The 20,304-nt window shown below is 55.9% G+C and carries 18 protein-coding genes; 8 read left to right on the forward strand and 10 right to left on the reverse strand.

Going from position 1 to position 20,304, the window contains the following annotated elements; translation table 11 throughout:
* Positions 1-378: 378 nt before the first annotated feature.
* Positions 379-1,389 carry a DUF1214 domain-containing protein gene (locus F1728_RS10850; protein WP_228030654.1) on the reverse strand — a complete coding sequence of 337 codons (1,011 nt, stop codon included), beginning with the start codon at positions 1,387-1,389 and terminating at the stop codon, positions 379-381.
* Positions 1,390-1,903: 514 nt separating this feature from the next.
* Here F1728_RS10850 and F1728_RS10855 point away from each other — a divergent pair.
* Positions 1,904-4,462, forward strand: coding sequence for a mechanosensitive ion channel domain-containing protein (locus F1728_RS10855; protein ID WP_194242772.1), 2,559 nt, complete (start codon positions 1,904-1,906; stop codon positions 4,460-4,462).
* 15 nt (positions 4,463-4,477) lie between these two features.
* On the opposite strand, the gene F1728_RS10860 is transcribed toward F1728_RS10855, so the two are convergent.
* The 3 genes from F1728_RS10860 to F1728_RS10870 form a co-directional block, all read right to left on the reverse strand.
* Complete coding sequence (locus F1728_RS10860; RefSeq protein ID WP_155364120.1) at positions 4,478-6,493, reverse strand: LVIVD repeat-containing protein; 2,016 nt, start codon at positions 6,491-6,493, stop codon at positions 4,478-4,480.
* 349 nt (positions 6,494-6,842) lie between these two features.
* Entirely contained in the window at positions 6,843-7,145 is a 303-nt protein-coding gene (locus F1728_RS10865; RefSeq protein ID WP_155364121.1) for a hypothetical protein, read from the reverse strand.
* A gap of 900 nt (positions 7,146-8,045) precedes the next feature.
* Entirely contained in the window at positions 8,046-9,041 is a 996-nt protein-coding gene (locus F1728_RS10870) for a sugar phosphate isomerase/epimerase family protein (RefSeq protein WP_149343215.1), read from the reverse strand.
* A gap of 248 nt (positions 9,042-9,289) precedes the next feature.
* On the opposite strand from F1728_RS10870, the gene purE reads away from it, so the two are divergent.
* On the forward strand, positions 9,290-9,784 hold the full coding sequence (gene purE, locus F1728_RS10875) for a 5-(carboxyamino)imidazole ribonucleotide mutase (RefSeq protein WP_155364122.1): 495 nt from the start codon (positions 9,290-9,292) through the stop codon (positions 9,782-9,784).
* Positions 9,781-10,920 (forward strand): 5-(carboxyamino)imidazole ribonucleotide synthase, encoded by a 1,140-nt coding sequence (locus F1728_RS10880; RefSeq protein WP_155364123.1) that lies wholly within the window; start codon positions 9,781-9,783, stop codon positions 10,918-10,920. Before purE ends, F1728_RS10880 begins: the two co-directional genes overlap by 4 nt.
* A 17-nt stretch (positions 10,921-10,937) precedes the next feature.
* Here F1728_RS10880 and F1728_RS10885 read toward each other — a convergent pair whose 3' ends face one another.
* On the reverse strand, positions 10,938-11,618 hold the full coding sequence (locus F1728_RS10885; protein WP_145180852.1) for a 7-carboxy-7-deazaguanine synthase QueE: 681 nt from the start codon (positions 11,616-11,618) through the stop codon (positions 10,938-10,940).
* Positions 11,619-11,780: 162 nt separating this feature from the next.
* Here F1728_RS10885 and rph point away from each other — a divergent pair, with 162 nt between their 5' ends.
* The 3 genes from rph to F1728_RS10900 all read left to right on the forward strand — a co-directional run bounded on the left by rph (position 11,781) and on the right by F1728_RS10900 (position 14,455).
* Positions 11,781-12,521 (forward strand): ribonuclease PH, encoded by a 741-nt coding sequence (rph, locus tag F1728_RS10890; RefSeq protein ID WP_155364124.1) that lies wholly within the window; start codon positions 11,781-11,783, stop codon positions 12,519-12,521.
* Between the two features lie 187 nt (positions 12,522-12,708).
* Positions 12,709-13,647 carry a YwqG family protein gene (locus F1728_RS10895; RefSeq protein WP_155364125.1) on the forward strand — a complete coding sequence of 313 codons (939 nt, stop codon included), beginning with the start codon at positions 12,709-12,711 and terminating at the stop codon, positions 13,645-13,647.
* Between the two features lie 160 nt (positions 13,648-13,807).
* Positions 13,808-14,455, forward strand: coding sequence for a hypothetical protein (locus F1728_RS10900; RefSeq protein WP_155364126.1), 648 nt, complete (start codon positions 13,808-13,810; stop codon positions 14,453-14,455).
* Positions 14,456-14,505: 50 nt separating this feature from the next.
* Here the strand turns inward: F1728_RS10900 and F1728_RS10905 are convergent, their stop codons facing one another.
* Together F1728_RS10905 and F1728_RS10910 are read right to left on the reverse strand one after the other, a co-directional pair.
* On the reverse strand, positions 14,506-15,420 hold the full coding sequence (locus F1728_RS10905) for a leucine-rich repeat domain-containing protein (protein WP_155364127.1): 915 nt from the start codon (positions 15,418-15,420) through the stop codon (positions 14,506-14,508).
* Positions 15,421-15,555: 135 nt separating this feature from the next.
* Positions 15,556-16,095, reverse strand: a complete 540-nt coding sequence (locus F1728_RS10910) for a DinB family protein (RefSeq protein WP_155364128.1) — start codon at positions 16,093-16,095, stop codon at positions 15,556-15,558.
* A 188-nt stretch (positions 16,096-16,283) separates the two neighbouring features.
* On the opposite strand from F1728_RS10910, the gene F1728_RS10915 reads away from it, so the two are divergent.
* Positions 16,284-17,063 carry an ATP-grasp domain-containing protein gene (locus F1728_RS10915; RefSeq protein WP_155364129.1) on the forward strand — a complete coding sequence of 260 codons (780 nt, stop codon included), beginning with the start codon at positions 16,284-16,286 and terminating at the stop codon, positions 17,061-17,063.
* Positions 17,064-17,151: 88 nt separating this feature from the next.
* On the opposite strand, the gene F1728_RS10920 is transcribed toward F1728_RS10915, so the two are convergent.
* On the reverse strand, positions 17,152-17,547 hold the full coding sequence (locus tag F1728_RS10920; RefSeq protein WP_155364130.1) for a hypothetical protein: 396 nt from the start codon (positions 17,545-17,547) through the stop codon (positions 17,152-17,154).
* 201 nt (positions 17,548-17,748) lie between these two features.
* Between F1728_RS10920 and F1728_RS10925 the strand changes: the two genes are divergently transcribed.
* Positions 17,749-18,765, forward strand: a complete 1,017-nt coding sequence (locus F1728_RS10925; protein ID WP_155364131.1) for a zinc-binding alcohol dehydrogenase family protein — start codon at positions 17,749-17,751, stop codon at positions 18,763-18,765.
* Positions 18,766-18,910: 145 nt separating this feature from the next.
* Here F1728_RS10925 and F1728_RS10930 read toward each other — a convergent pair whose 3' ends face one another.
* Positions 18,911-19,279, reverse strand: a complete 369-nt coding sequence (locus F1728_RS10930; RefSeq protein ID WP_194242773.1) for a hypothetical protein — start codon at positions 19,277-19,279, stop codon at positions 18,911-18,913.
* Positions 19,204-20,298: a sodium/glutamate symporter gene (locus F1728_RS10935; protein ID WP_155364133.1), complete on the reverse strand. Its 1,095-nt coding sequence runs from the start codon at positions 20,296-20,298 to the stop codon at positions 19,204-19,206. The genes F1728_RS10930 and F1728_RS10935 overlap by 76 nt, the downstream gene beginning before the upstream one ends.
* Positions 20,299-20,304: the final 6 nt, after the last annotated feature.

The following is a 20,304-nucleotide window of genomic DNA, read 5'->3' on the forward strand; positions in this document are numbered from 1 at the left end:
ACGTGGTTTCTGACTGGGGAATTATTGTGTGTGGTTCTATGAGAATCGAATTAGGGTCGAGTGGCAACTGTGGGAAGGGAATTTGTGGGGAATCACTTAACTGGGGCGGTTGGTGTTGTCTCAGCGTCTGCAGGCGAATCAGTGATGCCTACTGCCCGCTTATGTCTGCTGGTTATGAGCTGATTTCTGATCTGGCTTAATGCCCGACAACCTGATTCTGCTGAATTACTGAAGGGAACAGCAGGGTATCACAGTACATGGATCCGATGAAGATGAAGGGAGAGGTCCAATATTTTGAACCTCCCAACTGTTACTGCTCTGCAGAAATTTCTCAGAGAATGCCAGTCACTTCATAAGTCCTCAGCCTGTGCCGGGCTATTATTCGACAGGCTGCGGGGCGGGTGGCGTCCAGTTGCCTTCCACGATCTGCCAGCCGGGAATGTAACAGCGGACGATGTAATTCCAGCCATCAGTGATGGGGAGATAATTGGTTGCCTGGGGGTCGCCGCCGAAATGAATCGTCGCATTACCGTCCTGATCGCGCTGGGCGGTGATGCTGTTGAACGAGTAGGCATTGAGATCGTTGGGTTCGAAGAAGCCTTCTTTGTTGTATACGGTGACCGACCAGAAGGCCTCAACGGGCACGTCCTTGGGCATCGTGAGTGTGTAAGCGATCTGGCCGTTGTTCTGCTCAGGCGTGACGTTGAAGTACATCGCCCCGCGCTGCGGGTTCCCGCCCCAGCCGAACGCGGCTCCCAGCAGGTGCTGTGTCGGATCGACTTCTCCCCTGGCCCCGAAGGCATTGGGCAGGCCGTCGAGTTTTGTAGCGAGATGGTTCAGCGTTTGACGGGTTTCCACGAGTGACTCCATGTCCCAGTCTGGCAGTTCGAGTGTGCCCGCTGCTGCCTGTTCGACCTTGATCGCATCCTGAAGGGCGTGTGCCTGTTTCATGTCTGCCGGGCTGTTCGGATCACAGAAGGTGCGGAACAACAGCATCACGTAGCGCGTGCCGACGTTGTCGATGGTCAACGTCACCTTGCCCCCACCGTTTTTGAGTACGGGGTTGTATTCGTCCTGGTCGATCACAAGTAGAGACTGGAACCGATTCGGGGAATCCGGCTTGATGATCGTCACGGGGCTGGCCAGGTCGTACACGCCGAACGAGTATAATGTGTCCCGATTGCCGCGGATGGTTGTCTGGTTCTTGACCGAGTACACCTCGCGCAGATTCATGAGCCTGCCAACGCCGCCCGCCTTGGCAGCATAGGCCTTGAACTGCAGGTCGGTCTCGGCGCGAATGTAGTTCAGAACGGTAACAGTCTTACCGCCATAAGCAGTAGCCGACATGAAACAGAGAAGCAGTACGGTCGCAATTCGAGTGAAAGCCACAACACACTCCTTATAAAAAAGGTGCCAGCCGCCGAAGGGAAATGAGAAGATGAGTCTACCATGTCGGTGAGGTGTAAAATAGTCCCAGCGTGTCTGGCCTCCGACCTTTCGGCAACCAACGTCAAGCTGTTGTGCTTTCCGGGATGGATGCTGCGGCCATTACCTGATCCTGTGATTGCGTGTGAGAGCCCGACTCAATCAGTCATATTCGCCTTTAGAACACCAAATAAAAAGCATAGCAAACTGGACATCATGGGACTGTTGAACACTGCAATTATTGACTCATTGCTTCGCGAGCGCTGAACAATTTGCTTGCTACTATTCAGACGACTTTGTACGATTTGTCTACTCTTAAATCTTCCCTGCGTCGCATGATGCGATTGTGAAGACAGTCAAATCTGCCGGATAACGTTGAGAGTTTTCGGGGTTTTCTTTTCACATCAATTTGTGAGCGAGATCTGTTTCTGATTCAGATCACGCCCTCCTTTTCTCTCAACGGCAGATGAATTTTTCCATGCGCAAAAGAGCTAAAACAGACACATACTTGATCGCTGCCCATGCGGGATCATGCCGGGCACGGGTATTCCTGCTGACAGGCCTGGTACTCCTGCTTCCCTGCCCGATCGCGTGGGCACAAACAGAAGCGACTGTCAAAAGTCCCGCAGAGGCAGTCGCCGATTCCCCACAGACGGAACAGGCAGTGCAGCCGATCCCGCTCGATCAAGTCTCGAATCGCGCTGAAACCATCGGTCTTGAGCTGAATATTCTCCTGCCTCGCGAAAATTCCCGCAGGGCTCTTGAGCAGGTTAGTTCTGAAACCGATCGCACGCTTAAAGAAATCAAGTCTTATCTGGCGAAGACTCCGAATACACTCGCGGGTCAGCCGAACATCCGTGTCCTGCAAAGGTTTGAGTCCCAAATAAACAAAATGCTGAATGACCTGCGGTCCCTCGCAGACGAACTGGAAGAACAGCTCGAAGACTTGAGTGAGTCACTGGCTCAGGTTGACAGAATTTCGGCGGACTGGCAGGCGACAGAGGAACTCACAAAAAATGAAGAGGGCATCGAAGCATCGACGATCACCCGTATCAGGGCCGTGCGTACTGAGATTGCCGAGGCAAGATCAGCCATCGTCAAGCGGCGTAACGAAGTACTGGCATTACGAGACAAGCTGGTGAACCCGAGTGTTGCGCTCAGTGAGGGTGCCGAAAATTTACAAAGTGAAGTTGATGCCCGGGTCGAGGGAATCTTCCAGGCAGACCATCCACCTTTGTGGAGCCCGCGCGTGCGAGAGTCCATCCGCAAGGAGTGGCAGACCCTGGGGCCAGAGCAGTTGTTGCAGCGTTTTAACGAGAACAGAGAAGACTCACAGACCTTTGGGTTCCAGTTGATCTTGTTTGTGGCTTTCGGTCTGGGTCTGCAATGGCTCCGCAGCCGCACCCGTGCCATGATTGATAATATCCAACACCAGCAACAAGCCGATGCCCCGCTGGTATTTGAATACCCCTGGGCAATGTCTCTCTTAATAACTGCGATTCTGACGATCCCACTCCACCCGACCGCCCCACGCAGCTCAGGCCTGATCGCGGCCGCACTCATTGCAATCGCGACAATACGCATCGTTCTGCGTTTCCTGCCCTCCGCCATGGCTCCCTTTGCCTGGGGCTTTGCGATCCTGTTTACAATCGATCGGGCCCGCGACCTGCTGGACACAACGCCCACTCTGGAACGCCTCGTATTCCTGGTTGAGCTGGCAGGCGGACTCAGCCTGCTGGTCTGGTTACTGCGTCCCAGCCAGATCGCCAGGCTGCCGGAAGACTGGCGGGGACATCCGTTTGTCAGATTGATTCATTTTGCGATGCGCGCCGGTGCGCTCCTCGTGATGCTGGCGATCCTGGCTGATCTGGCCGGCTGGAGCGACCTGGCGGTCCTGGTGGGAGGTCTCGCTTTACGGAGTGGCTATATGGGGCTGCTGCTATTCGTACTGCTCAAAGTGTTCTGCGGCCTGGCAACTTTTGCGCTTGTGCTCCGCCCGCTGCGTTTAGTCCGGGCGATCACAAATCATCGCGAGTCCGTGGAGCGCATGCTGCAACGGATTTTGAGCGTGGTGGCCGTGTGCGTCTGGGCCGCCCTTGTGAGTGGGCAACTCGGCCTGCTGGTACCTGTGACCGATCTGGTCAAGGTCATCTTCAACGCCAGTATCACCTCTGGCACTCTCTCCATCTCGGTTGCCGATGTGCTGGTCTTTGCCTTCACTATCTGGCTCTCATTCCTGCTCGCCCGGTTCATACAGGTGATCCTGCAGGAAGACGTGTTTACGCGGGTGCGGATGGCTCGCGGTTTACCGAACGCGATTTCAAACCTCGCACGCTACACCGTGATCTTTCTGGGTTTCATGTTCGGGCTGTCGGCGGCTGGTGTGGAGATCACCAAGCTGGCAGTGATTGCAGGCGGCCTGGGCGTGGGGATCGGCTTCGGTCTGCAAAATGTCGTCAACAACTTCGTATCAGGTTTGATCCTGTTGTTTGAGCGGCCGATCGACGTTGGTGATACGATCGACTTGTCAGATACCTCGGGAATCATGAAACGCATCGGCATCCGCGCCAGTGTGATCCGCACGTTTGACGGGGCCGAAGTCATTGTCCCCAACGGGATGCTCATTTCTGACAGGGTCATCAACTGGACGCTCTCGGACAGGCGACGACGCATCGATGTGTCTGTGGGTGTCGAGTACGGAACCCCGGCCCAACGCGTGATCGACTTATTAGTCGAAGTAGCGAAGGCCAATCCCAAGGTGCTGTCCGATCCGGAGCCACACGCCTTCTTCGAAAACTTTGGGGACAGCTCTCTGGACTTCAAGCTCCGGGCCTGGATCAATGTTTTCGAGGGTAGTTTTCCCAATACCCACCTCGCAATCCAGAGTGAGATTGCGGTTGCCATTCAGCAGGCGCTCGATGAAGCAAACATCGGCGTCCCCTTCCCACAACGCGATCTCCATCTGATCAACGCCCCGTCCAACCTTGTTTTGGAACCGGATGAAGCAAAGCCGCAGTCAGATCCGGAAACAGAGTAGTAACACGGATCCGGCTCAGGGCTTAGATGCCCGTTCGAGTAACAAACCCTGGTAGCCGGCGGGGATCAGGAGTTGGTTGTTCCAGAAGCGGCAGGCGCCGGGGTGGCCTTTGAGATCGTATTCGCGGATCGGTTTGGGGTGCTGGAGGTCGGTGATGTCGTAGAGTTCTACACGTTGATCGGGGCGGCGGGAGAGGGCCAGTTGTTTGCCGTCGGTGGTGGGGCGGCCGCGGAGACGATGGCCGGGGACCGCGCTGGCGGGCAGCTGGCTGACTTCGCGCTGGTCGCCGGGGTCTAACATTTGCAGCTTGCCGTGTTTGACGAGCAACAGTTTGTCGCCCAGTAGACAGACGCCGTCGGTAAAACTGTAGCGCCGCTCGTCGGGGGTGTTGCCCTGGTAAACGGGTTTCTCGCCGGAGACGTCGTACCAGGCCGGTCCGCTGCGGTGCCAGTAGGCGACCAGGTAACGGCCCCCCAGCAGTTCGGGGACCAGTTGATCGCCGTAGAACAGGCCGACCTGCGAGTCCTTTAAGACGACCTTAGGGTGAGCGGGATCCTGGAGGTCGGCGATCTCCACGGCGGAGCTGCCCCAGTGGTATAAGGCGAACCGTCCGGGGGCGGGACAGGCGACCTGTTTCACATTGCGGTTCTTCAACTTGAGGCGACCGATTTCGGTCAATTTCAATTCGGGGCCGATGTCGTAGATGGCGAGCCCGGCGTCGTTCTCGGCGGCGTAGAGTCGCGAACCGGAGACGGCCAGGTGCATGACCTCGCCTTTGCCCGGGGTCACGCTGACCGGCTTCAGGGATTTGCCGAGCTGCACCGCATGAATTCCGGCACTGCCGCAGGCGGCCCAGGCGATGTCGCCCACGACGGTGGCAGAGCGGACCTGACCGCCGGGCTGGTAGGTGAGGAAACGGGGATCGCCGGCCTGGTCTGAAGCGGGTTTCAGTTCGGGTGCCCGGTCCTGTTCGGAGACAACCGGAGAGGCGAGGCCGGGCGCGGGGACGACGTAGAGTCCGGTGAAGATGCCGGCGGCGTAGATCACATCCTTGCCGAGGGCGATGCCGCCGACGGGGTCGGGGGTGTTGTCACTCTTTGACCTGGGCGGCAGGATGGCATGGGCGACGATTCGCGGTTGCTTGATGTCGTGAATGTTGACGACGAAGAGTCCGTTCCAGGTGTCGGCGACGACACAGTGATCGCCGGCGACGCGGGCGGTCCACATGTCGTTCGTGATGTGATAGGAGGCCGGGAACTTGACGCGGGAGACGAAGGTCGGCTGTTTTGGATCGGCGACATTGAAGATTTCGAGGCCGTGCCCTTGGCCGTCATCACGGCTCCCCCGCGAATGGTGTCCGGTGGCGGCGAAGCAATAGTTGCCACGGAGGCAGCCGCCGTCACCAAAACCGTCGAGGGGGGCTTCGCTGATGATCGTGGGCTGGCGCGGGTTGCGGACGTCGGCGATGACGAGTTTCCGAGGCGCCCAGTCGCCGATATAGAGGATGCCGTCGCGGGACCAGCAGGACTGAGCTTCGCCCGTTTTCAGCATGCTGACATGTTGCGGGGCGCGGGGGTCGGAGACGTCGATGATTTCGACGCCGTACTGCCGCGTGGCGACGAAGGCCAGAGAGCCGGAGACACTGATGCCGGTGGCCATCTCGACGGTGTCGTAGTGGCTCAGCAGTTGGGGTTTGTTCGCAGCGGAAATATCGACGAGCCAGAGTCCATCCTGGCGGGCGGTGATATAGGCGATGTTGTCTTTGATAAAGAGCTGGCGGGTGTTGCCCAGGCCGGAGAGTTCGCCGAGCGGGACCGGTTTTTCGGGCTGGGTGATGTCGAGCACGTGGAACTTGCCGCGTCCGGTGGCATAGAGGCGGTTGCCTGCCACGGCGACGGCCTGGCAGGCGTCGATGCCGTTGACCTTTTGGGGAGTTAATGCGGGGCCGTAGGTTTCTGTTGGTGCAGCGGGGAGGGAATTGGTGGCGGTGATGACCAGGAGGCAGATGAGGAGTGCGAGGCGTGTGGGCATGAGAGTGTGCTCTGCGGGAGTTATTGTGATTGAGTGATGGTGTCTGGGTTTGATTATGTGGGGCTGGGGGTGTGATGTCAATTTGTCTGGGGTTCGGTGTTCATCTCTGTGAGGTGGTGGCACTGTGGTAGAATGGCTGGTTTTGTGGTGGGAGTGTTTTCCCTGGCGGGCGGACACATGGGTCCGCGGTATTTGGTTCACTTATCACTGTTGGGCAAGCCAACAGTGCCACCCGTTTTTTTCAGGTAGGGATTTTTGAGGGAGCGTTCGGAGGAGTGCTCTGTCAGTTTCCTGTTCGCTGCGGCAATCCCGAATTGCATTCGGGGCGACCCTTGATTGCTGGTGAAGATTAGAACGGTTCATAAAAGTGACTTAGTTTTGTGAGTGCGTTGTCCAGGGCGAGTTGTTCGCTGTCGAAGAATTCTGCTTCCGTCGCTACCGATTCTTCGACAGAGCGGATCATCTCGGTGGCAGTCGTGTTGGCCGAGAGGACATGCAGATCGCAATAAAAGGATCGTTCGACTGTGGCAAAGTATTGTGAAGTCCCCTGCTCTTTCCAGATTTCGATACGGAACCGGTATTCCTGATCGAGGTTATTGATGGGGTGCATGCGGGGGGTGCTTATCGTTTGTATGAGGATGTTTAAGTTCATCTTTGTTTTCCTGGGTTGGCGGTGTTTTTACCGGTGGTTAGCGTCTTGCCGGTCAGGGTTGATGGGCGTTTGATGATGAAGGAGATCATCGTGAATGGCGGGGGGAGGTCAAGGGGTTTCTGCTTCGATTGTGCTGTGAGTGGTGGTGAGTTTGCAGTGAGTGGGTGGCGAGTCTGGTTGAATGTGCTGCGAAATGATTTGAAATCATACGGAACAGCGGGAACCGGTTCATTTTGTTTCAGTGAAAAGCGGGAAAAATCGACGGCGATTCAGGTGGATCTGAGTCACTTAAGCGTCGTGTTCCAGTGCACGCATCGTCCGCCTCGCGCGCGAAGCACAATTGCAATAAAATATTCAACGGGGAGAGGGGATCAAGGTCAGTTTGAGCACTTAGAGGTGGGGGAGGTTCAGTGGTTTGATGTGGGAAAGGTGGATCTGATCTTCACTGTGGGGCAAGCCGACAGTGCCACCCGGAGTTTGGTTGAGGTAGGTGGGTGGCTGGGACGTTTGGGTGATTGCTCTGTCGGTTTCCTGTTCGCTGCGCTCACCCCGAATTGCATTCGGGGCCACCCGTTTGATTTGAGCGGAATGGCGCTAGCCACCGGTAATTGGGATCCGCGCTGGAGAACTTTACCGGCGGCTAGCGCCTTGCCGCTCAGGGTTGGTGAGCGTTTACTAATCACTGTCGGGCGAGCCGACAGATGGCGCCCGGGGTTCATCTGGGACCGGGGAATGTTTGATCTGAATTGTGCTTCGAGAGGCGGGCGGACACATGGGCCCGCCCCTACACGACTTCTGGTGGAGGGTTATTTCTTGATTCACTGCGCGCGAAAACAGGGAGCACGAAAAACGTACTCCCTGTTTTGCTTGAGCAGATCTAACCGAAGCTCTGTATTGGTATCAGTCTCCGAAGGCGCCGTCGAAGGCGATGTCGGAGGGGGCGAAGTCGACGTTCTTGGTGAACTGGCAGGCTTCGCGGGCACCCATTTCGCGGTTCATGCCCATGTCTTCCCATTCGATGGAGAGGGGGCCGGCGTAACCGATGTCGTTGAGGGCGCGGATGATTTCTTCGAAGCGGACGCCACCGCGGCCGACGCTGCGGAAGTCCCAGCCGCGACGCTGATCGCCGAACGGGAGGTGACTGGTCAGGATGCCGGTGCGACCGTTGAGGGTGACCGAGGCGTCTTTCATGTGAGCATGATAGATGCGATCGGGGAAGTAGCGGATGAACTCAACCGGATCGACGCCCTGCCAGATGAGGTGGCTGGGGTCGAAGTTGAAGCCGAACTCTTCACGGTTGTCGAGGGCCTTGAGGGCGGCTTCAGCGGAGTAGATGTCGAAGGCGATTTCCGTGGGATGGACTTCGAGGGCGAACTTGATGCCGCATTCCTGGAAGACGTCGAGGATCGGGTTCCAGCGGTCCGCGAGGAGCTGGTAACCGGCGTCGATCATTTCGCGTGGTGTGGGCGGGAAGTCGTAGAGCAGATGCCAGATGCTGGATCCGGTGAAGCCGTTGACCACGCTGACGCCGAGCTTCTGAGCGGCGCGGGCGGTGTTCTTCATTTCCTCGATGGCCCGTTCGTTGACGCCGGCGGGATCGCCGTCGCCCCAGACGTATTCGGGGAGGATGGCCTGGTGCCTTTGATCGATGTTATCGAGGACGGCCTGTCCGACGAGGTGGTTGGAGATGGAGAAGAGCTGCAGGTCGTATTTCTCGAGCAGTTCCCGTTTGCGGTTGCAGTATGTGTCGTCGGAGAGCGCTTTGTCGACTTCGAAATGGTCTCCCCAGCAGGCCAGTTCCAGGCCGTCATAGCCGAATTCCTGGGCTTTTTTGCACATTTCTTCAATCGGGAGGTCGGCCCATTGTCCGGTGAATAGCGTTACAGGGCGTGCCATAAGAAGATCCTTTCAAAATGTCACATCTGGGAATGGATTAATCGCTCTTCACACTAGACCAGCGGGGTCAGAAAGTCAAACGAACACGCACTTGTCGGAAAGAGGGGGTAAAAAAAGGGGATGGCAGACTCCAATCGGGTGAGAAAATTGATTATTATCGGGACCACTTCCAAGCCGAATAACACAAGCTTACTTAGAAATTCGCTGCCCTGTGGGTGGCGTACCATCTCGAATACGAAGGTTCCATTATGTCAGAACAGAGTCCCCCGCTGGTGGGCGTGATCATGGGCAGTCAATCCGACTGGGATACGATGAAGGAAGGGGCCGCGCTGCTGGAGCAGTTCGGCGTGGCGCATGAGTGCCGCGTGGTCTCGGCTCATCGGACGCCTGACTGGATGAACGAATACGCCAAGACCGCGGAGGAACGGGGGATCGAAGTGATCATCGCGGGTGCCGGCGGTGCAGCGCATCTGCCGGGGATGGTTGCGGCGCAGACAGTTCTGCCCGTACTGGGCGTGCCGGTGAAGAGCCGGGCCCTGCAGGGGCTGGATTCACTGCTGTCGATTGTCCAGATGCCGGGAGGCGTGCCGGTGGGGACGCTGGCGATTGGAGAATCGGGGGCGAAGAACGCGGCGCTTTTGGCGATACGGATCCTGGGTAACTCGCGGCCCGAGCTGCGGGAGAAGATGAAGGAATTCTGTCAGAATCAGACCGACAGCGTACTGGATAATTCAGAACTATGAGTGAGCTGATTCCCCCCGGAGCGACCCTGGGCATGCTGGGCAGCGGCCAGTTGGGCCGGATGTTCGCCATCGAAGCCCGCCGACTGGGTTATAACGTGCACGTCTTTTCGCCCGAGCGCCTGACGCCGACCGGCCAGGTAGCTGATAAGGAAGTGGTCGCCGAATATGACGATCTGGACGCGGTCGCGGAGTTCGCGAAGAACGTGGATGTGATCTCGTTTGAATTCGAGAACGTGCTGTCGGTGACGACCGATGCCGCTTCGCAATATGCGCCGGTGCGTCCTGGCGCGCATGTACTGCATGTGGCCCAGAACCGAATCCGGGAGAAGTCGGACCTGCGGGACGCGGGGATTCCGGTAACGCCGTTCAAGGTGGTGAAGTCGGTGGAGGAACTGAAAGCCGCGATTGACGAACTGGGATGTCCGGCGGTGCTGAAATCGGCGACGTCGGGTTACGACGGTAAGGGGCAGGTCAAGATCGACGCGCCCGAGGAAGCAGAGTCGGCGTGGCAGGAAGTTGGTGCGGACGAAACGATCCTGGAAGCGTTCATCGATTACACGTGCGAGCTGTCGGTGGTAGGCGTGCGGGGACTGGACGGCGAGTTCGCCTGGTATGGTCCGATGAAGAACGATCACGCGAACCACATTCTGGATATCTCGGTGTTTCCGTCCGGACAGAGTGAGAAGGTGAATCAAGAGGCTGTGGAGATCACGCGGGCCGTGTTTGAGCGGCTGGATGTGGTGGGCGTGCTGTGCGTCGAGTTCTTTCTGACCGCAGACGAGCGGCTGATGATCAACGAGATTGCCCCGCGGCCGCATAACTCGGGGCACTTGACGATTGACGGGCACGTGTCGTGTCAGTTCGAGCAGCAGGTGCGGGCGATCTGCGGATTGCCGCTGGGTTCGACAAAGTCGCTGGGACCGGCGGCGATGGCGAACCTGCTGGGCGACCACTGGGAGCCGGGTCCGCCCGACTGGAATGCGCTGCAGCAGTTCCCCGATGTGAAAGTGCATCTGTACGGCAAACGGGAATCGCGAATTGGTCGCAAGATGGGACACCTGACGGTGCTGGGTGAGACGCCCGAGGCAGCCGTCGAACGGGTGAAGCAGGCACGGGCCGCGATCTTTCATGGTTGAAGCCGTGGTCGCGGAAATTATTTCCCGCGGACGTTGCCCCAGAGTTCGATGTGCATCCGGCGGGTGACCTGACAGCCGAGCTGTTTCGCGATTTCTTCGATCCAAGGCATGCGTTCGGCGAGCATCTCGGCGGTGGTGCCCTGGGGCATCAGGTAAACATTTTCGCGGTTGATCTCTGGGTACCGCTTTAGATAATCCTCGATCTCGCTGAGGTCTTCCCGATGATCGACGACGAACTTGATCTGATAGGGATGGCGTTTGATCAGTTCGTGGATGACGGTGGGCTGATCGCGGCGGGCGTCGTGACGGTGAGCCCACTCGGGATTGTCGACGGGTGTTGAGTTCGAGAGCTTGGGGCTGATCGACATCAGGTCGGCGTGGACATCGCTGAGGATGGTGCCTGCGGTTTCGATGGTGATGATCTTGCCGTCCGCGTGGAGCCTTTGGGTGAGCGATTCGATTTCGTGGCTCAGCATCGGTTCGCCGCCGGTAACGACGACGTGTTCGCAGTCGTACTGCTTGATGTGTTCCAGAATCTGATCGACGGACATTTTTTCGCCCTCGGGATTCCAGGAGGTGTACGGGGTATCGCAGAACCAGCAGCGTAGATTGCAGCCACTGGTCCGAATGAAAATCGAGGGAACCCCGATCCATTTCCCTTCGCCCTGGGGTGAGTGAAAGATTTCCGAGATCAGCAAGAGAGACGCTTCCTAAATTGAACATGGTTTGAGTATGACGTCTATCTTATCGGAAAGCGTGAGATCTTGCATTGAAATCTGCGGTCAAAGCGTGGTAACTTTAGCGAAAAATTAAGCTGAACACAGATTACAATGACACCTTCAAGCAGACAGGATTCTTCCATGCGCCACGATTCTCGCCAGACCGATCAACTCCGTCCCATCAAAGTCGAACGCCGGTATACGAAAGCGACCCCCGGCAGCATTCTGATCTCTGCGGGAGACACTGTCGTGCTCTGTACAGCGAGCCTGGATAACAGTGTGCCACCGTGGAAGAAGAACGACGAGAACCCGAGCGGCTGGGTGACCGCGGAATACAACATGCTGCCGGGCAGTACGTCACCGCGCAAACAGCGGCGGGCGGACGGACGCTCGAGCGAGATTCAGCGACTGATCGGTCGGAGCCTGCGGGCCGTGATCGACTTTGAAGCACTGGGGCCGCGAACGATTACCGTGGACTGCGATGTGCTGCAGGCGGACGGGGGAACGCGAACGCTGAGTATCACGGGCGGTTTCCTGGCGCTGCTGGATACGGTGCTGGCGATTCCGGAAACGTGCGAACTGGCCGAGGGGGAAGTCTTTGATCCGAAGAAGGTATTCACCAACAGCGTGGCCGCGGTGAGCGTGGGCGTGGTGGAGGGCGAGCCGGTACTCGACCTGGATTACGTGGAAGACAGCACCGCGGGCGTGGATATGAACGTGGTGATGACGGGCGGCGGCGACTTCGTGGAAGTTCAGGGAACAGCGGAAGGCCTGGTCTTCAATCGAGGAATGCTGGACGCACAGCTGGAACTGGCGACGCTGGGAATTGAGCAACTGACGGCGATTCAGCGGGAGTGCATTGGAGGGGACTGGCCTCTGTAGGGGGAACCCCGAAACATTTTTTGCTACCACGAAAGGCACTAAAGACACGAAAAAGTGAGGGGGTAAGCGGTAAGTAGAAGAGTGAATCAAAACAAACGCTCAACTAAACCCAAACATTCCAGAGACACAGCAAAGCAGAAAAAGAGGTTTACCCGAACTAACGCAGCAGTTTTCAGGGAAGTGCAACATGAATCAGCTTCGCGACAAGATCCTTCGTGGCATTAAACGGTACAAAGTCAGTGAGTTGCAGGATCAGATACTGGACGGTTTGTTGCCAGCCGTCGATCTGGTACCGGGTAAACCAGTGAAACGCAAGCTGCCTGCTGGTCGTTCCAAGTTTGGTGGCGAGCCTGACCTGCATGATCCTGAAGACTGGCCCTACGAACCTGCAGGACGACCGTTACACTTCCTGGCTCAAATCCGCTTGAGTGACCTGCCGGCAAAACATATTCCCCGTTCGATCCTGCCGGCGAAAGGCTGGCTTTGGTTCTGGTATGACAGCCTGGGAATGTGGGAAGAACATTATTCGCTGCGGACTGACTGGATGACACACGGTTTTCAAGTGACTTTTTCGCCCTCTGAACGAAAGCCGGTGCAACGCTGTTCATTTCCGAATTTTTCAGAGCGGAAAATTCCGAAAGCAATCACCCGGAAGAAATATTACAAACCGGCTGCGGAAATTTATCGGCCTGCCCCTGAAGCATCACTCCGTTTCAAGCCCATGTATTCTTTAAACAGCCGGGCTCTGGATACGCTCTATAAAGCAGAAGATGAAACAGAAGAGCGTGAGAATCAGATTACCGGGTTTATCTATCATTTTTTTGAGACCAATCACCAGTTGCTTGGAGACTATGACGACCGTTTTGATGGAGACTGTCGTGAAAGTTGTCATCTGGCTATGAAAGCAAAATCCAAAGGAGAAAGCGTACATCATTTCCGTCAAGATCCTGGAAAACCAGTCACCAACAGACAAAAAAAAGACTGGCGGTTATTACTGGATTTAGGTAGTGACAATCAATTCAACTGGTGCTGGAGTGATTTTGGTAGTTTATCATTCTGGATCCGAGAGCAGGATTTAGCTAAGCAGGATTTCTCCAAGGTGCATGGCATGATGTGTTCCGGTTGATCCAGTACCAACGAAACCTGATCTAGTATCACTCTGCCACGAAAAGCACGAAAGACACGAAAAAGTTGATCTCCGGAGTTCTCTCCCGCGTTGTGAATGTTGAAAGCAGTGCGGACAACACTATTCTTGCGTACCCTGCCCTTGTTTCTGGAGTGGAGAAATGCCGATGCTGTTGACGCTGGGGAAACGACTCGCTCAGGGCTATGGACTGCTTTTGGCGATGGCTGCTGGCGGGCTGGTTTTTGCGAATCTGTTTGGACTGGGGGCCTTTCTGATTCAGGAAATCGGTTCTGACAATCAGCGTGCTGCCTCTCTGGAACCGTATCGCTGGTGGATGCATTGTGGCTGGTGGGTAGGCGTAGGCTTCGCGCTGACAGGAGCGGTCACCCGAAAGCGGGCGACACAAACAAAGACAGTCCGTGAGCAGACGTCCGCCGCTACAGAGTCCGCAGATCTGGCGACGCCGGAATCAGGGAGATGGAAGACGGTCGGTAAACGGAGCGGTGTGCTTTCTTCGGTCGCGTTCTTTGGTTGTGCCGGTGGATTCGCCGGGCTGATGCTGGGAGGCTCGCTGCTACTGCTCTGGTTCTCGCTTGCTTACAGTCCGTTTGCCCCCGCGGGCTGGGCCGGTTCCGTCAAAGTGGAACAGAGAGCGAATGGGCATCTGATTGAAAATGAAAGGGTGATGACGACGACTCACCCGGTGGCCCTGTATGCGTTTGGCGTGCCGATCGGACTGGGAGCGACTGCGGGTGCGATCATAGGTGGTGTGGGAGCTGCGCTGGGTAAAGTTGAAGATGTGGAATGATGCGGGAGAACATCGCTCGACAACTTTTTGTGAGGCAGGTCATTTCAATACTAATAGGAAAGTTCTGGCAGAGGCGAAGAAAAACGAGGTTTAACCAGTATCTCTTTACCCTCATTTTTCTTCGCTCTCAGTTCTAAAGCGATTCGCCAGATGTAATGCTCGTTTTCTGTAACATTCGTGCCATCGAGATACAGTACCTGCAATTGACTGAGCCCATTCAGATGAGAAAGGGCAGCATCTGTTACGCTGGTATCATTCAGACTGAGAATGGTTAGGTTTTTCAAGCCCTTTAAATGTACCAACCCCTTGCCGGTAATCGCAGTTTTTGCGAGAGAGAGATTACGTAAATTTTTGAGTTCCGACAGATGGATGAGACCTGTATCAGAAATTTCCGTTTCGCTGAGAATGAGACGCTCCAGATTCGTCAATCTTTTTAAATGAACCAGCCCTTTATCTGTAATCAGGTTGTCATGCAGATTCAAGATCCGGAGATTCCTCATATTTTTCAGATAAGCCAGTTCAGCGTCTTCTATGTTCGTATCGTAAAGCGTTAACTGATCCAATTGAGTAAGATCTGACAGGTAGACGAGCGCATCACCCGAGAAGCGGCTGAAAGAAAGATCCAGATGAGTCAGGCTGGGAAAAGCATCAATCCCTCGCAGTGTATCACTAGATGTTGAATTATATATAAATTTGAATCGAACCTCTTTGAGTTCTTGGTAGTGAAGCCAGTCTGGAAGCTCATTAGATCCTTTGACAGACACTGGAATCAGTGGTTTTCGTTGAAAGGTCAGTTCTGCATGAGTTGTATACTTTAGCCGTAGAAGAAACTCGTCTCTGACTTTCCTTTGAAACGAACTTTTGATCCCATGAAACAACAACAGAAGAAATATGAGAATGCATCCCCATCGCACATAATGTAAGGGAGTGATTCTTTCAGGCTTTATTTGAAAATACTTGCCCATGATGATCGCCAGATCAAATGTTATCGGGGCAACTGGCTGACACTCCCACGACTAGAACGGTTCTTAAAGGGATGTAGTGCGTCAGACTCTGACTTCCTTAAATACATTTTACAATAAAAGACACCAGGTGCACTATTAATTACTAACCAGTCGCTGCCAGCGGGCTTTGTGGGAGGAGATCTGGAAGGCGTGGCCGGCTTCGTGTTCGATGAGGTGGAAGACGGCCCATTCGGGAGTGGTTTCGTAGGGCTGGTCATTAACGGGAGGTCGGAGCCGGTGCCATTCGTCGGGGGTCATCTGCTGGAATCGGGAGAGTGCGATTTCGCGTGTGGTCGTGAGCCGGTGCAGGTGTTCTTGCAGAGTGACGCCGGGAACGTGACTGACTTTGCCGGCGTCGTCCGCCATCGGAAAGGAGAACAGATCGTTGACTTCAGGCGGAAACTCCTGCTGCAGAAGGTCAAGATAGAGCCAGGACATTTCGACGAGGGCGATGTGATACAACAGGGAGCCGACGGAGTTCTCAGCACCGTCGGAGCCGCGCCAGTCGAGCAGCCGTTGATCGATGTCGCCGACCAGACGAAGTGTCCGCTGGCGGACTTCAGCGAGAGCCCAGAGCCAGCGACCGATTTCAGGGGTTGCGGCGGGGAGCGGGTTGATTTTCAGTTCGGTGGTCATATTGGGCCTCTCTGGTCATCTGGGAGTTTGTTTGATTCTACCACGAAAGGCACGAAAGACACGAAACAGGTCGCGTTTTAAGTCTTGAACCTGAGAATGCTCGCGGGTGTCAGACCAATTCTATTTAATGACTTTTATATTCTGAGAGAGACAATTTCCAGCAGAATATCAGTTTCCGGGAGAACACAATGCGGGCGTATGTGCAACAGGGACAAAAGGGGGATCCGAATTATCTGAATCTGGAGCGAATCGCGTATACGTTCTGGGAGCGGGGTTACGAAGTCACCCGGTTTGATGCGCCCTCATTATTTGATGGCGCCCTGGATCGAGGGCTGCTGTCTTTTCCCGATGAAACCATCGTTGCGGGTGGCGTGGGAACGGTGCGTTCTGCGATCAAGCGGGCCCAGCGCCAGTTACCGGACCTGCAGGATCTGCCGGACTGTCTGAAAGAGTGGATCGGTCGCGATTTCTGGATTTCGACACTGGAAGAAGTGCGCCAACCATTCGAGAAGGAAGAGGAAACCCGGGCACTGCACGTGAAACCGCTGTGGGAACATAAACGATTTACGGGAAAGGTTTTCAAGGAGTTCAAAGATCTGATCCCCTCTGCAGCGGTTAATGGTGAAACAGAAGTCCTGGTGCAGGAAGTGGTGGAATTCGTTTCGGAATGGCGCGCGTACATTTTTCGCGGTGCAATCAGAACGGTTGCAAACTACCAGGGTGATCCGCTGACTTTCCCCGACAGAACGCGGATGCAGTCTGCGCTGGATGCGTTCGAGAGCTGCCCCATCGCCTGTAGCATGGACTGGGGAATCACTTCGACCGGTGAAACGTTGCTGGTGGAAGTGAATGACTGTTATGCGCTGGGTAACTACGGAGCCGACATGTATCTTTATACGGCGATGATTGAAGCCCGCTGGCGGGAAATCATGGGTCTGGAAGATAACGGAATCGGGATCAATCTCTGAACCGGAATCGACTATCGCAAGAGAGTCGGTTCCGTTTTTCTACTACCACGAAAGTCACTAAAAACACGAAAAGAAAGTGCGTTGAATCTTAGTCGGTCTCCTCGTATGTTCCTGCAACCGGTCTGCCCCAGAAAGGGACTTTGGAGTGATAGCCCGGGCACCAGATAAAATACTGGCGGACGGGGCCCGGACAGATATCACAATGTCGCATATCGACTTCCAGACTGACGATGCCCGGACAGGGGGCACAGGGATAACCGATCAGATACCAGTTGCTCTCAAGATCTGCGGGACGGCGATCCGTATAAATGTGGGCGCTGGCAGGCAGCCCTTTGCTGTTGAACTTCACATAAGACTGTTGCACCTCGCTCGTGCCCCAGAACCAGGTCAGGACCCAGTAAGCGATCAGCAGCAGAAACGGGATCGTAGAGAGCTGCATCAGCCGCCGGCTGTAAGACCGTTCTGTTTTGTTTTCGGAATTCATGAATGCGGTATCCCCTGTACCGTGCCTGCAGTTTTGATTGTAACCGGTTCTGTGATGTTCGCGAGCGGTTATCTGTAATCCTTCACCACGAAAAGCAGAAAAGACTCGAAACAGGCACCTTGATTTCCTCGCGTATTCCTTAGAACATGAAGTGAGAATCTTTGATTTTCTGCCATTCATCTCTCGAGAGGAGTTTCAAAAATGAAAGCCGTTGGTTTGACCCGTTATCTGCCGATTGAGGATCCCGCATCACTAATGGATGTCGAACTGGATCAACCGAAGCCGGGTGGACGGGACCTACTGGTTGCGGTGAAAGCGATTGCCGTCAATCCGGTGGATACGAAAGTCCGGGCTCCCAAAGAGGGGGAGGAACCTGCTCCCAAAGTGCTCGGCTGGGATGCGGCGGGAGTCGTCGAAGCGGTCGGACCGGAGGTGGAACTGTTCCAGCCGGGTGATGAAGTGTTTTATGCAGGTGACATTACCCGCCCGGGATGCAACGCCGAGTACCAGTTGATCGACGAGCGGATTGTGGGTACGAAGCCGAAATCGCTGGATTTCTCGCAAGCAGCCGCCATTCCCCTCACAGCGATCACCGCGTATGAATCGTTCTTCGATCGACTAGGGATCGACGTCGAAGGGGGGAATGCGGGTGAGACGATTCTGATTACCGGCGGTGCCGGCGGCGTCGGTTCGATCGGCATCCAACTCGCGAAGCTGGCAGGACTGACGGTGATCACCACCGCATCGCGGCCGGAGTCGATCGAGTGGGTTCAGAAACTCGGGGCCGACCATGTCATCAATCATTTTGAGCCGCTGCGTCCGCAGGTGGAAACGCTGGGTTTGAAGCAGATCGATCACATCGCGCTGTTCAACAATACCGACCAGCACTGGGATCAGGCCGTCGACCTGCTGCGTCCACAGGGCAAGATTGTGCTACTGGTGGATAATAAGCAGCCGCTGGATCAGTCGTTGATGAAACGCAAGTCGGCAACGATGGTCTGGGAGTTCATGTATACGCGATCGATGTTCCAGACGCCGGATATGATCGAACAGCATCACCTGTTGAGCCGGGTGTCGCAATGGCTGGATGCGGGGAAGCTGCAATGTACCGCGAACGAGTTCCGCTCGCCAATCAATGCAGAGAACCTGCGGTGGGCGCATCAAACCCTGGAAGCGGGGCACACGATTGGGAAGATTGTTCTGAGTGGCTGGGAGTGAACCACGAACGTTATTTCTACCACGGTCAGCACGAAAGACACGAAAAAGGGTTTGATGTGTTTTTGCTTGATGGGTTCAACTGGTTCCGTTCAGAGCGTGAATCCAGGTCGTCTCGTACCAGGCGGGAGGACACATGGGTCCTCCCCTACTTTAAGTCGTCGATGATCTCCTGTTCGCCGGGGCGGAGCTCGCCGGGTGGAGTGCGGTACCAGCCAACGAGGTAAGCGGAGAGGGCGAAACAGGCGGCTGCGATCACGACGATGACGATTGCGGGAGCCAGGATGATCTGTCGGGCGACCAGTGGAGGGACGACGACGATCAGCAGGATCTCCAGAGGTGAGATACCCACAAAAGCGAGGCCGTAATCCTGCAGGGTTTTGGATTTGAGTTGCGGGTCGACAATCCGCAGTAGCAGCACGCCGATACCGACAACGCCTGTCATCCAGCCGTAGGCGAAGATGCTGCGTTCGAACCAGAAGTTGTGAAACAGGTGCCGCCCCAGGAACCAGAGCATGCCAATCGCGTAGAAAAAACCGAGCAGCGACATGACCACCAGGGGGCCATGTATTCAACGACGACGCTGATTTTGATCGAGGCGACCGCGAAGGCAATCAGGTAGTCGGAAACCGAAGAACCAATGCGGGCCATCACCTGACGATCCACATATTTGCCGATGTGACAGAGTTCGAGCACCAGTTGTAACACCGCACTGACCAGCAGTGCCACTGCGAACAGGGGCAAAATGATTTTGGATTCGAGTACGTGCCGAAACAGGTAATCGATGCCATGTGCGCCGCCGAACGCGGTCATCACAATCGCGAAGTGCCAGGTAAGTGGATCGAGAGACATGGCACTGACAGTGCTGGTGCCCATTGAGGTCTGTTCTTCCGGAGTGAGAAAACCGGAGCGGGTGCTCTCGGGCAGTTCCTGTGCGGAAGAGACCAGGTGCGTCCAGCCCCGTCGAGTAGCGATGTTGATCAATGTCAGACCGCCGAAGATCCCGATCAGCAGACCAATCGTGGCAAACGTGAAGCCCAGGCTTTGTGCATCATTGAAGCCCCCCGCCTGCAGGGATTCGCTGACCGCGGCTGCAGTGCCGTGTCCCCCCGCGAAGCCGGCGGGCATCATCAGGGCAAAGCCGGGATTGAGATCAGGAAACATCAAAGGCAGGACATACAGACCGAACAGGAGGGCGACGCCGAACTGTCCGATGTAGGCAGCGAAGTTATAGAACCAGGTATCGCCGACATCGCGGAGCATGGTTCGCAGCGTGGGACGGTGGGGCTGATGCCCGAGAAAGAGGGTCGCGAACAGAATCGCGATCAGTTCGTAGGGATAACGCTCCATCGCAATCTTGCCTTCCCCGGTGAGACTGAAGGGAAGCCAGCCCAGCAGTTGCGGGCCGCCGAGCAGTCCGAGAAAGCCGGCCAGGATGGGTGCGGGGATCAACAGATTCTGCAGGAGACGCAGTCGGGAACGTAAAAGATGCGCGATGACCAGCAATACCGAGATGAGAGCGAAGTCGGCGAACATCGTGGG

The sequence above is a fragment of the Gimesia benthica genome, from assembly GCF_009720525.1.
GTDB lineage: Bacteria > Planctomycetota > Planctomycetia > Planctomycetales > Planctomycetaceae > Gimesia > Gimesia benthica.